This is a genomic window from Bdellovibrio sp. ZAP7 (genome assembly GCF_006874645.1).
Classification (GTDB): Bacteria; Bdellovibrionota; Bdellovibrionia; order Bdellovibrionales; family Bdellovibrionaceae; genus Bdellovibrio.
On the sequence record NZ_CP030082.1, the window covers coordinates 350,386 to 363,797 of the forward strand.

Here is a 13,412-nt window from a genome sequence, read left to right on the forward strand (position 1 = left end):
GTCGCACAAATATCAGATTATTTGTTTCAAAATGTAGGATAAATCCGAATAATTTTTTAGAAATGCTTTCGGTTCGTACTTCATAAGTATGTCGGGAGCGGTGTAGCCAAACTCGATGGCTAGAGATTTTACTCCGGCGCGCTGAGCGGAAACCATATCTGGTATGCCGTCGCCGATCATCACAGTGTTGTGCGGTTGATGGCCTGCAAGTTTCATCATTGTATTTAGCGGCAAAGGACTGGGTTTTCGCTCTGCCAAAGTATCTGCACCAAAGACATTCACCCACGGAAAACGATGTAAACCAAGATGCTGGATGATCAGCTTTGCCGGGATTTCGTTTTTGTTGGTGATAATTGCGATCGGGCCCGCATAGCTGCCCAGAAAGTTTTCTACTTCGGGATAGATCTGTGTTTTATTCAGCATTTCTTCTTCATAGATTTTTAAAAATTCGGCTTCGAGGTTGATGATCTGTGCCGGAGACAAATTATCATTAATGAAAAGATCAGCGAGAAGTTTTTTAAGGCCTTCCCCGATATGCGCAATCACTTCTTTATCACTTAGCGTCTGTTTACCATGATTTTTTAAAGTGCGGTTAACCGCGACGATGATGTCGGGAGCGGAGTCAATCAATGTGCCATCAAGATCAAAAACTAAAAGAGGGTTCATGCACCTTATTTAGCCTGTATTTAAGTTATCGCACAATCTCAAAGTCAACGCGGCGGTCAGCGGCAGCTTTGATTTTAGTTCCGGGAATGATTGTATTAGTTGCTCCCACGCCGATCGCTTCCACTTTGTTTGCTGGAACTCCCTTGGAGATCAGATATCTTCGTACATTTTCTGCTCTTCGTTGCGACAGTTGCATGTTACGAGAGTCGTCCCCCGTCGCATCGGTAACACCGGTCAGGCGAATGACGTTAAAAGAATTAAGGGAGCCGTTTATTTCCGTAGCGATGTGATCTAAGGCATTTTTACTCGCGGGTGTGAGTTCGGCGCTGGCATAGTCAAAACGAATATTTTTTGAAAGCGCTTCATATCGGACACTTTGCCTGAGGTCGTTGCCAGCATTACTGAGTGCCGATTCGGGTGCTTGTTGCGGACTTGCTTTCACGGGACGTAGAAGATACTCATCGTCGCGTTTTGATTTGGAGGAGCAGGAGGCGGTCGCTCCGGCTAAGGCTAAACTGATCAAAAACTGAATCGCCAATTGGGCTCTTTGTTGAGCGACGCCAGAAATCATATGATCCTCCATGATCAAGTGAGTACTGTCTATTTTCAGGCTAAGCTACAGGATAAGTCAGAGCAAATTAACTTCCTGTTAACTTCTGGACGAAGTCGTGAGAATATTTCCCCATGCGTGAATCAGTGCTTTCAAACAAAGAAGAATATCTGGGTGCTCTTTTTAATAAAGAGAACGAGAATAAAAAACTTTCCCGCCAGGCAGCTGAAGAGCTGGGTCTAGCGAGAATTAGCATTTCCCCGGCGGAAGCACAGTTGGCTCACGTCTTGGTTAAAATGCATGGTTGCCGTAAGTTCGTAGAGATTGGAACATTGACGGGATTGTCGGCGCAGTATTTTCATGAAGCCTTGCCTGAGGGTGGAGAGTTATGGACTTTAGAGAAAGACCCGGAGCATGCACGTCGTTCTGCGGAAGTGTTTTCTAAGATCGATCAGTCGAAAAAGAAAATTCATCTGGTGGTCGGGGATGCACGTGAAGAATTAGTTAAATTGGAATCGCAAGGCCCATTTGACGGTGTATTTATCGATGGTAATAAGGCCGCTTATCTGGACTATCTGTTGTGGGCAGAAAAAAACTTACGCAAAGGCGGTTTGGTTCTGGCCGATAATATATTTTTAAGTGGTGCTGTTTGGGGTGAAATCACGACTCAAAAATTTTCTGAGAAACAGATTCGTATCATGCGTGAGTTCAATGAGCGTTTGGCGAATCCAGATCTTTACGAGGCGGCTATCGCCCCCACATTTGAAGGATTGTTTGTTGCAATAAAAAAGTAGAACCTTATTTCAAGGAGTGATTGTGAAGTTCTGGCTGGGAATTTTAATTTTTTTATTTTCCGTCGGAGCTTTGGCAAAGATCATCGTCAGTTCGGATCCCTATCCTCCAATAATTTATCCTAAAAAGGGTATGCCCACGGGTATAGTAACTGATATTTTGCCGCTTATTTTGGGCAAACCCGCTTCCGAGCTGACCTATCGCTTTTCTCCCTGGAAAAGAGTTTTATCGGATGCTGAAAAGGGTTCGGTCGATATCATCGGGCCCTTGCTGATCACTCCTGAAAGATCAGAATTCCTGGTGTTCACCGAGCCACTGATTCGCGCCAACATTTCTTTGTGGGTTCGTCGTGACAATCCCAAAGTAAAGGAACTTATCAAGCGCAATCAACCGATCAAAGACTTCCGAGAGTTGGGCGATCTGACCTTTGGACAAATTCTGGGATATGCCTTCGGCGAAGATTTCGGCGCCTTTTTCAATAAACCCGAGGTGCGCAAGGTTGAAGTGGTAGATATGGGCCAGGGTGTTCAGATGCTGGCATCCAAACGCATTGATGTCTTTTTGGCCTATGACCCGGTGATTGAATACTATATTGGTGAACTAAAGCTCAATAAGGATGATTTTGTCGTCTTGGGTGAAGCGAACCACGAAGTTCTGTATGTGATGGGGATTTCGAAAAAATCTTCTCTGGTTAAGGAGCTTCCTGAAATCAATCGGCGAATTTCCGATCTAAAGCTTTTGCAGGGTTCCAGAAAATAATCCTAACCTTTATAGGCTTCGATTTTCATTTCAATGGAATAGTCTTTAGAAGCTTCTTTTAGTGGGGCCAGCATCCAGTTCCACTCGCGCAGTTTTTTGTAATTTGCAAAGTTCACATCATAATGGCCGGTGTACATAAGTTCGCCCTGTTTATCGCGATAGATGACTTCCCTGTCCGAGTAAATTAGTTTTGCTCCGGTGCAACCCTTAAGGTTTTTCAAGTGAGTTTCTGCGAATTGCGTGCAGATGGAGTCTTTTTCTGAAAGCTCCAGAGTGCGTTTGATTTTCTTTTCGACAGCATCAAGGGGAAGCAAAGCTAATTGCGACATCAGATTTGCCGAGACAATCAAATCAGCCTCAAAGTGAAAGATTTGTTCTCCGGCTAATTTCTTAGCTAGGGATTCAAGGTCTTCGAGGGTGTTCAGGGATTGAAGCTGATCCAAGGCTTGGGTCAGGTCCATCGTGATAAGTTTTAAACGAGAATATCTTTTTGACTGCAAGTGATGTTTAAGTGGATGAATGACATCAACCAAAGTCACTTGTTCAAAAGTGTCCATCAAAAGATGCAAGGGAATTTCGTGCAGGTGAGCACTTCCCAGAACCACGACGCTTTTTCTTTGCGGCAGTGATTGTGCGGTTTCCAGGAAAACTTCCTGGCAGTTCTTCAGGTGAGGAATCCAGTTCTTTTTCTGACGATGATAACGATGGCGAAGCGAGATGGAAGAATAAAGAAATCCATACTTGCGGGCCAAGGGTGTCGTCGGAGTTAAAAGAAATTCGAAAGATTCCAAAAGCATGGAATCAACCTACCTGAAATATTATCCTAAAGGAAGAATATTAATGGCGCGGATGTTAGTGATGCTTCCGACTTTTTCCACTTGGCCTTGGACTTCTAAAAGGGAGCGGCCATAAATCACTTCCCGGTCTTTTTGATACACGTCGGGGTGAATAACAATGTTCATAAATCCGAATTCATCTTCCAAAGTGATAAAACACATTCCCTTTGCGGTCGGGGGACGTTGAGTGACGGAAACCAGTCCTGCCACGCGAACTTTCTTTTTGTGGCTGATTCTTTCCAGATCTGAAGAGGTGGCGTAAGGAACATAGCGCTGAGCAATCAAAGCTGTATTCTTGGTTTTTAGGTAAGAACGCAAAACGGATAGAGGATGTGAATCCACCGAAAATCCCTTGGTGTCATACTCCCGGCGCATGCGATCCCAATTGGATTCAAAAGGCAGATTTTCAGAAGAAGACTCTTCGTCGTCGAAAGATCCCTGAGTCAGAATTTCTTTCGGCTGTCCCCAAAGAAAACTGTTTTGATCAAGGCTGAGTCCTTCAATCAACCAGATAAGTTCTCGCGCATTGGTTTGAAAGCACTCCATCGCACCCGTTGCGGCAAGAGTAATTAAAACACTGCGCGGAAGCTGCGTGCGCTGGATAAAGTCTTTGATGTCTTGATAGGGGCCATGAATTTTACGTTGATCTTCAATTCTGCGCATCAGTTCTTCGGGAAGACCATAAATGGAGCGCAAGCCCACTCGTAGGGTGTGGGTACCATTTTCGTTTTCTTCTTCCAAAGTATAATCATAGTCAGAATTCTGAATACATAGTGGTGCGACCTTCACGCCATTTCTTTGGGCTTCAGAAATAATCGTGCGGGGAGCGTAAAATCCCATGGGCTGACTGTTTAAAAGTCCACAGGCAAAGACATCGGGATGGCGGCATTTTAAATAGCAACTGGCGTAAGTAAGAACAGCAAAGCTTGCCGCATGACTTTCAGGAAAACCGTAATTCGCAAAGCCCTCGATAGTTGCATAAATTTGCTCGGCATATTCTTGGGAGATACCGTGGTTTCTAAAGCCGGTCATGATGCGATCACGAATCGCGTCCATGGTGCTGCGTTTTCTCCAGGCCGAGGACATGATCCTGCGCAGTTCATCGGCTTCACCGGGACTGAAGTTCGCAGCCACGATCACGATTTTCATCACTTGTTCTTGAAAAATCGGAACACCATGGGTGCGTTTTAAAATGGGTTCTAAATCTTTGTGAGCATAAGTAACCGGTTCCAGTCCCTGTCTGCGACGTAAATAAGGATGAACCATGCCCCCTTGCAAAGGACCGGGACGTACCAGCGCCACCTCAACAACCAAATCGTAAAAATTTCGGGGCAACATGCGGGGGAGTGTTTGCATCTGAGCGCGGGATTCAATTTGGAAAACCCCCACAGTGTCTGCTTTACAGATCATTTCGTAAGTGGGTTTGTCATCTTGGGGAAGCGTCGCCAGATTAAAGCTGATACCTTTGTGTTTTTTTAAAAGATCAAAACACTTTCTTAAACAAGTCAGCATGCCCAGGCTTAGAACGTCGATCTTCATCAGTTTTAAAACGGCGACATCATCTTTGTTCCACTGAATAACATAGCGTCCGTTCATGGTAGCTTTCTCTACCGGCACCATTTCCGTGATGGGATCTTGGGTGATCAAAAAACCACCCGTATGAATTCCCAAGTGGCGAGGAAATCCATGTACCTGCTTGGCCATTTCTAAAAACAGTTTCCACGTGCCAGGATTGTCGACACCAAAACGTTTGTGGATCGTGGGATCCTCAACCAGCCTGCGCATGCCATCGCGGCCCATGAATTTCACCATGGCATTGATGTTTTCTAAAGAAATACCAAAAACTTTGGCGGTTTCACGAATCGCCATGCGTGAACGATAACGAACCACGGTGCAGACCATGGCCGCATGGCGTTCGTTGTACTTTTCATAAATATACTGAATTACTTCTTCGCGGCGACTGTGCTCAAAGTCGATATCGATATCCGGTGGTTCACGGCGTTCGCGGGAAATAAAGCGCTCGAACAAAACATCAATTTCTTTGGGATTTACGGACGTCAGCCCAATACAAAAGCAGACGATGGAGTTCGCGGCGGAGCCACGGCCTTGATATAAAATTCCCTTACGATCGGCAAACTCACATATTTCACGTAATGTAAGAAAATAGTCTTCGTACTCCAACTCTTTGATCATTTCGAGTTCATGTTCGATGGTATCCAGAATTTTTTTTGTCGGCCCTTCGGGGAATCTCCACTTCAAACCTTCTTCAACCAAGAAGCGCAAATATTCTGTCGGCGTCTTACCTTGCGGTAAGTTTGAGCGAGGATAGCGATAGCGAATCTCGTCCAACGTGAAAGTCACACGTGCGGCGATTTCCACAGTTTTTTCCACAAGGTCGACTCGATCGGCCCATCTGGAGCAGATTTGCGGGAGTGAACTGAGTGAGCGTTCAGCATTTTGAATCAATTTGTCGCGCGCTTCTGTCAAAGTGGTGTGGTGAAGAGTGCAAGTCAGAACATCAAATAAAGGTTTGCGATCACGCGAATGCATGAACGGACGTTGAGTGACGAAAAGTTGAGCGCCACATTTTTGTTCAAGTTCTATTGCCTGTTTGTAAAATTCTTGGGACTCCCAAGTCAGATCCCGCCATACAGGAATATAAAGTCGATCGCCAAAAATCTTTTCTAAACTGTCATAGCGTTTGTCATCAATTGGAGGCAAAGCTAAGCACAAAAGGTCTTGATTATACTTTTCGATCTGATCCAGGCGTAAAGATGAAAATCCTTTGGCAGCCTGTCTTTTACCTAAAGTTAAAAGTTCACACAGATGGGTGTAGCCGTTTTTGTTCATGGGAATCAGCGTGACCGTGCTTTCGTCAGTCAAAGTCAGTTCCGCACCCACCAAATAACGAAAGCCTTCCTTGGCTTTGGAAGATTCAGTAAAAATAGAAGGCGTGTTGGCGGTTAAAAACCCACGGGCAACTCCGTAAAGACCGTTTAGGTCGCACATCGCAATGCCGTCATAGTTATTATGGATGGCAGCTTCAACCATTTCTTCGGGGGAAGAGGCCCCGCGCAGAAAGGAAAAGTTACTGCGCCCCAAAAGTTCCACGAACCCTTTGGCCGTGGGAGCGATCGCATGTGTTTTACGAATATCAAGGGACTTATTCATTTTCTAATCAAAGTATCCATGGAGGTAGTATTGTGAACTGACCTTATCTTGGAAAATCCAAATCAACTGTCCCTGTTGCGATAAAGCGAAAAAATAATCGCGGTGTTTTAGTTCTTGCGAAGACAGCTGCCACCACGAAGATTCAATTCTTTCGCTCGGCATGGAGGAAACAAAACGCAGTCTTTGCACTTCCCCTGCGCTCAGAGCCTGGGGGTGCTCGAGCAGCAGGGAAGGCCGGGGACTCTCCTTTAAACCTTTAGCATAAACATTTTTAACCTGTAGGGCGTTGTCCTGTCTTTCCACCAAGTCTTCGGATTTGAAATCCTCCGGCCATTCGGTGACCAGTTGAAAACTTTTTTCGGGAAAATGACTGGCTTCGACCTGCAAAAATCCCATTTCACAATTCGACTGCTTGGCAAAACTGATCAGACGGCGCCAGCGGTCTTCGGAGTTATCACGGGGCTCGAAAAAATCCAGTTGTTGAATTTTTTCGGGCACATCGTAAACCGTGACTTCAAATTCGCGAATGGGATTGGTTAATTCCGTCTTCTCCATCTTTTTATAAAGAAGATCTTCGAAAAGTTCCTGATCACGACTGGCGCTGATTGGCTCAATCGGTAAAAGATAGCGCTTATCAGAGTATTCACAGTGCAGGATCACTTCCATTTTGTGCGCATAACGGGAGAGGCCATGGAGCCGCGCAAACAAAGTATCCAGAACCGGTTTCACCCGATTGAACAATAATGGCACCGAGCCTAAGGGATCATCCAGGTAGCCATACCCCACAAGAGGATCGCGAGGCACAAGAGGAGAAATGACCTGAGAGTCTTGAGAGTGCAAACGATTCCAAAGTAAAACACCGAAATCCCCCCACCGCTCGCGCAGTGAAACCAGACGGAAATTATAAACTTCTTCCAGAGTGCACACGCCCAGAGTGCGTGCGAATGAAATCACATGTTCAATCAGTCGCTTTTGAGACCAAGGGTGCAAGCCCTCAATGTCTTTTAGCGCATCAAGGCCGAGACCTGAAAACTCACGATGTTCAGCAGCACAAGGAGCCACAGTGAAAGGCTTCCATTTCGCAAGCATCTGCGCGACAGGAGCGGTGTCTGCAATTGCGGCACTCGCATCAGCACTGAATTTACGACCAATCTCGACGGCTTTTTGTAGAACTCCATGTTCTCCTCCCAGGAGATGTGAAGTGGAATCAATATCGACGAAAATATAATGCGGAAAACGAAACTGAACGCGCGGGCTTAAAACAAGAAAGGCCTCAGCTGAGGAGCTTTCTTGCTGTGTTTTTAAATTGATGCACAAAGTTCGCATAAACCATACTCCCTGCGACAGTAAACGGCGTTGGACGGTGAAGAGCTCGTTGAATCGTGATGAAGTCTCTTTGGAACTGAATGATCAGACTGAAGAGGGGGTTCACGAACTTACTCACCTTGTGACAGACAAAAACCAAAGCCACCTTATGAAAGCGACAAAGTTTTTTGAGTTTTTGCAGTTGGTGATTCTTGAAAAACATTTCTTTCAATTCACAACCAATCACTTCAAACAAAGAGCTCGTCACCAGCTCTTGTAAAACCCAGAAAAGTTGTTCCGCTTCTTTGGGTTCTTTCACGACCAACAATTTCTTTAAGTTGATCTTTCGGCTGGTCAGATGCGCGGGCAGCAGTTGCGTTCCACCATTCACCCAAGCCACCCACTTGTTATCTTCGTGGGCTTTTTGGGTCATGTTCACCCACAAGGACGTGGCACCTGTTCCTGGGCTTCCTTGAAAGAGGCTTAAGTCACCTTTAGGAATTCCCTTCCATAAAAGGAAGTCATCCAAGGTACTCACTCCCGTGGGAACTCCGGGAGGTGGTTGCAGTTGATCTGCGGAAACAAACTGAATGTCAGACAAAGCGGGAAGGGCGACGGCACTCATTGAAAGCCTCCATTTACATATTAGTTACTATGTAAATAATATGTAAGTCAAAGGGCTCCTTGTGGAACTGGACCTTTCTGCGTAGGTTCATAAAAAGTCTCGAGATTCTAATGCTTTGCGTGAAATGACGTGGCTTGAAAGTTTGGTTTTCACTTACATATTAAATGTGAATTTCATTGAAATATGGCAATCCAAATAAGATGGTTCGGCCATGAAACATTTTGCGTTCGTTTTGCTGACTCTTTCGTTTTCCTTAATCACTCATGCGGCCTGGGATTTGAATGACGTTTCGTATGTGATGCCATTGCAAACTCAAGAAGACGGTCACGTGAACACTCTTCCGATGAAGGGTCTGATTCCAGAAAAAATCTTCGAACGTATTTCTCCGATTGCTATGGACATGGATCCGCAAACCAATGCGCGAGCGATGCGTGTGGTAGCGATGCGTATCGATCCTTGTTTTCCGTACCCAACTCAGATCAGCTGCCAAAAACAACTTCGCCTGGTATGGCAACCACTTCTGCAGTGGGAAGAAGACGGCTCAATTGATGCAGTCGATGCGGCTCTTCACTCGTTCTATCCACTGACTGATTCTGAATTCGATTCTTTGTTGCAAGAGCTGCAAACTTGGAAAGCCAGAACGGGAGTGGAAACTCGCGGTCTTCCCTTGGGGCCTCACCCGGCTTGGAAATCAGGTCGCGGAGTTGCGGCACTGAAAGATCTTAATCGCATCATCCTTAAATATGCTGGTGAAAGAAATCTTTCCCGCGTGACGGCGATGTTCCTGCGCGGTGGCGGAGCGATGTGGCTGTTCGGTGCGTTTGAATTTAAAAATGGTGAGCTGGTTACCATGACAATTCCTCGTCTGGGTAAAAACACCGCTCAATCATTCGTAAACGTGGTGACTTCAGGGGACGTTTTCTCGGGGGGAGGCATCGCCGGTGCTCGTGCTGCAGGGGATGATACGTTAGGCAACCTGGTCGCAGAGTCGCAACGAGTTCGCACGGGTAATGAAGATGTGATTCGTAAAGAACTATCGGCCGCTTATAAAATTGAAAATCCTAAGTCGTACAATCCAGAAAACATGGACTGCGTAAGCTGTCACGTGGCTCAAACGGCGCGCCTGTGGGTGGACCGCAAACGTAAAGACATTGCGACTCAGGATATTGCTTCGCAATTTGGCTATTTAAATCCAGCTTATAACCTGGCGAATGTGAGTGATGAACCTTGGCACACGCAACAACTGCGTGCTCTTGGATACCATAATAAAAAAGTATCAATCGCCCAACGCGCGATTAACGAATCCGCTGAAGTGGCAGATGCCATCAATCGTTATTTAAATTCTAAGTAGTTATTGAAAGACCATAGAGCAGGAGGGAGCAGAAGGATTTTGCGTAATATAGCGAAGTCCTTCCAGCACGCGGTCATTGCGTGACATCTTCATGCCTAGAGCAGAAAAGTATTTTGCAAGTTCTGTATCAGGAGTAGCCGCTGCTTGAATGAAATGGCTAACCCCCGTTATTTCAGACTGATTTATAAATTTTTGATAGCCAGTACTAAATCCGAATTTTGCTTTCTCGATAATTTTCAACGTTTCCGGAGAAAGCTTTTCCGTCTCAGGCATATAATAGTCATCGACAGTATTGAAATAAGGTTTTCCCTTAGTCACTGCAAAGCTCATTGCATTTTTGCCTGCGACCCACACTGGAAGAGTCGCTTGCTCATAGAGGAAATTAAAAACTGCTTGTGGCACTGAACCCACAAATACGAAATACACATTTCCTGGTTTCAGGGAGATTTGCGAAAACTCTTGAGGAGTTAACAGGTGCATTTGTTTTTGATGCTTTAGTTCCGTTGCATTGCTGGATTCAAATCCGGACTTCTTGCCGAACACCTTGCTCATCACATCCATATCTTGAGGATTGAATGGAGAAACAACCGGAATCACGATGGCTTTGGATTTATCCATTTTTGCGGCGGCACTTTTTACGGACTTACCATAAAAATACATTCTTTGTGGAGCAAAGGTCTGAGTGCCCACGCCATAAACTGGAAAGCTAAAGTTACTTTGCGCAGAATCAGCGAATCTTTGAATAAAATGCTTTAGATCTGCCGATAGATCATTCATCGCAGGAACAGACTTCAAAAATTCCTCTGCCGAACTCGACGGAAAGTTTGCAAGCGGCATGTCTTTTAATGCTTTAAGTACAGTTAGTTTATCTGAATAAAGACCTACATCGCCCCAACCCAAAGGTTGCAAGCGCAGATAATTTTCGGACTGAGAAATATTTTTGAATTTATCGCCGAAACCATCGTCTGCACCAGATACAGCTAGTTGAACTTTTGCGACCTGATTATGAGCAACAGAGTCAGCGTAAGCGCTGATATCGATATAATGAACTTCACCTGCAATGCCTTGAGGAAAGCCCGGATAGATTTTTTGAATTTTGCCCGCAACCGCAGGCTGATAGACGACTTCGAATTCACCGCTGAAACCTAGATCACGAAGTCTACGCATCACGGAAATGCCTGCCGACTGATGACCAAATCCGGGAGCGCTATCAACATAGACGCGAATCAATTTTTGCCGATGCAAAAACTCTTCAGGGCTAGCGGCAAAAACCACCAACCCCAACAGAAGAATCACATTAAAAAGAACGGCACGAATTACATTCACTAATTAAATACCTTTGAACAGCTCATAGGTTTGTTCGGATTTGCTCTGCTGAACAAATCTTGCATTCTGGTTAAACCACTCTGGAAGCTTTTTTGGCCTTCTTTAGCATAAGTTCTGTAGTCTTCAGGCAGATTGATTCCAGTTTTCTGATAAACGATGCTGCGAGCATTTTTGTAATACTCATCAGGAGTCATTCTGATGGAACTTCCCAGGAAGGGACCATTTTTCTGAGTAACCATTAGCTGCACGCCTTTTTCCATATAAAGTACTTCATCGGGAAAAATCAGCATGGATGCCAGTACTTCCAACTCGCCATTGAATCCAGAAATAGTATTCACCAATGTTCGGCGTTTATCGATGCGAAGAGTGACAATACCACCGGATGCATTGGTATCCCTTAACGCCATCATTTTTTTATCAGTGCTTTCCGGAATTGTATCATCCTCGATGATGACTTTTCCTGTGCCAAACTGATGTGCCACCTGTAAATCATAGCTGAGTGAAATAAATGGAGAACCAGCTGGATTACCGGCATGGTTGCTCATCATTTTGCTTAGGGTGTGAGGTTGAATCAGAGGAGAAATGGGTTTACCGCTGGTATTCACACCATTGGTACCAAAAGTCTCAAAAGTTTTTTGCAGGCCTTTGAGTTTATAAAGATGCGAACCTGAGCCCGCCGTCAGACGTTTTGAGAAAAGACCCCCGCCGATGATTTTACCTTTGGAATCACGCACTTCTTGCAATTTTTCGTCTTCATCCATTCCGCGAAATAAAATCTGGGCCCCTTCATAGTTGGGATGGCGAATGGCATCAACGTAATCACGCCAGAAAGTTTTTTCGGTAGGTTCCATGATAGCCCAAGGAAAAATCTTTTCCATGGCATCGGCAACACCCGCGCGGTCATTTGCTTTGACCATCTCGCTTAATGATTTTGTTTGAACGACTTCTTCGCGTTGAGCTGCAGTCGCCTCAAGCTCTTTGTTTTGCTTTCTGACTTCCAGTTTGGCTGCAGAGTTAAGTGACTCCATTTGTCTTTTTTCACGCAAGTCAATTTGGTCCTGAACACTTGCTAATGCTTCAGCATAGGATTGCTTGGTATCGACAGAAACACCTTTAAGCTTTGCGTACTCTGCAAGAGCGGCCATTTTCTGATCATCTGTCAAATTTTTCAATGGAGTGAAGGAGTTTGTATTCATACGAACTACTTGAGTAAGTGCCATCGCACGCTCTGCCATTGCTCTTTTTGAAGTGATGCTGCCGGCGTCTGCATTGGCTTTTAATTCAAGAAGTTCCATAGTTGAAGTGATGCCGTAGGATGAGTTTCCACCAGAGCTGATTGTCATTCCCAGTGTGTGTGTGAGTGATTGAAAGGTAGTAAGTAAGGCTTCGTAATTGTGATGATGAAGCGTCTTTCCATGAGCAATTGTTGTTTTCGTTCCAATAATGGAAGTAACATCAAAAATTTGATTTAAGCTAACGAGTGATTCAAGCAATACAAAGGGATTTGTTTTTGCTGATTCGTGCACAGTCACGATCGCCGTCGCTTGACCTTTGGAATTGTCTGTCATCGAAACGAAAGCCACCTCGCCTGCGGGCATATTTCTGCTGTATTTTACGTCTAATGTATACTTGGATTTACCGGATTCCTCTCCGGGAAGCATGGTGTGTGCAAGACTCATGACACCGCTGTTGCCTACGTGAATAAGTACATCCAATGCACCTTGAGGATTGGCCAACACCTTGTATTCAACCTTTTTGTATTCCTCATAAATTTTATTCTGTGCCTCCATCATTTTTTTTGCTTGTTGGGCGGCGATGGCTTTGTAATTAGCATCATTCAAATAATTATAGGAGCTATGGTGTGAGTTCATATCCATGTCTGGTTGATGATGTTGAGCAAAAACTGCCTGCGATAGCAGAGAGCTTGTGATTGCTGCCAATGTGATTTTTGCCAGGAATGAACTGCGAAGTCTCATAGATACACCTCTTCAGGGTTCTGTAAAGCAAGACCTGTTCCGCCTGATTTCACAT

The 13,412-nt window shown here is 45.0% G+C and carries 11 protein-coding genes; 3 read left to right on the forward strand and 8 right to left on the reverse strand.

The window, feature by feature from the left end; translation table 11 throughout:
- Positions 1-12 precede the first annotated feature (12 nt).
- Together DOM22_RS01805 and DOM22_RS01810 are read right to left on the reverse strand one after the other, a co-directional pair.
- Entirely contained in the window at positions 13-666 is a 654-nt protein-coding gene (locus tag DOM22_RS01805) for an HAD family hydrolase (RefSeq protein WP_142698748.1), read from the reverse strand.
- Positions 667-691: 25 nt separating this feature from the next.
- On the reverse strand, positions 692-1,237 hold the full coding sequence (locus DOM22_RS01810) for an OmpA family protein (RefSeq protein WP_168196530.1): 546 nt from the start codon (positions 1,235-1,237) through the stop codon (positions 692-694).
- A 113-nt stretch (positions 1,238-1,350) separates the two neighbouring features.
- Between DOM22_RS01810 and DOM22_RS01815 the strand changes: the two genes are divergently transcribed.
- Entirely contained in the window at positions 1,351-2,010 is a 660-nt protein-coding gene (locus DOM22_RS01815; RefSeq protein WP_142698750.1) for an O-methyltransferase, read from the forward strand.
- A gap of 22 nt (positions 2,011-2,032) precedes the next feature.
- Positions 2,033-2,767, forward strand: a complete 735-nt coding sequence (locus DOM22_RS01820) for an ABC transporter substrate-binding protein (protein WP_168196531.1) — start codon at positions 2,033-2,035, stop codon at positions 2,765-2,767.
- 2 nt (positions 2,768-2,769) lie between these two features.
- On the opposite strand, the gene DOM22_RS01825 is transcribed toward DOM22_RS01820, so the two are convergent.
- From DOM22_RS01825 to DOM22_RS01840, 4 genes are read right to left on the reverse strand one after another with little or no spacing between them, the layout of a single operon-like run.
- A complete protein-coding gene (locus tag DOM22_RS01825) occupies positions 2,770-3,564 on the reverse strand; it encodes a hypothetical protein (protein ID WP_142698752.1) in 795 nt (264 codons plus the stop codon).
- 21 nt (positions 3,565-3,585) lie between these two features.
- On the reverse strand, positions 3,586-6,774 hold the full coding sequence (locus DOM22_RS01830; RefSeq protein ID WP_142698753.1) for a DNA polymerase III subunit alpha: 3,189 nt from the start codon (positions 6,772-6,774) through the stop codon (positions 3,586-3,588).
- A 3-nt stretch (positions 6,775-6,777) separates the two neighbouring features.
- Positions 6,778-8,100, reverse strand: a complete 1,323-nt coding sequence (locus DOM22_RS01835) for a hypothetical protein (RefSeq protein ID WP_142698754.1) — start codon at positions 8,098-8,100, stop codon at positions 6,778-6,780.
- Positions 8,048-8,704 (reverse strand): recA protein, encoded by a 657-nt coding sequence (locus DOM22_RS01840; protein WP_142698755.1) that lies wholly within the window; start codon positions 8,702-8,704, stop codon positions 8,048-8,050. The genes DOM22_RS01835 and DOM22_RS01840 overlap by 53 nt, the downstream gene beginning before the upstream one ends.
- 211 nt (positions 8,705-8,915) lie before the next feature.
- Here DOM22_RS01840 and DOM22_RS01845 point away from each other — a divergent pair, with 211 nt between their 5' ends.
- Positions 8,916-10,055, forward strand: a complete 1,140-nt coding sequence (locus DOM22_RS01845; RefSeq protein WP_142698756.1) for a hypothetical protein — start codon at positions 8,916-8,918, stop codon at positions 10,053-10,055.
- Here DOM22_RS01845 and DOM22_RS01850 read toward each other — a convergent pair whose 3' ends face one another.
- Both DOM22_RS01850 and DOM22_RS01855 read right to left on the reverse strand, forming a co-directional pair.
- Positions 10,056-11,381, reverse strand: a complete 1,326-nt coding sequence (locus DOM22_RS01850) for a hypothetical protein (protein WP_142698757.1) — start codon at positions 11,379-11,381, stop codon at positions 10,056-10,058.
- Entirely contained in the window at positions 11,381-13,357 is a 1,977-nt protein-coding gene (locus tag DOM22_RS01855; RefSeq protein WP_142698758.1) for a hypothetical protein, read from the reverse strand. The genes DOM22_RS01850 and DOM22_RS01855 overlap by 1 nt, the downstream gene beginning before the upstream one ends.
- Positions 13,358-13,412: the final 55 nt, after the last annotated feature.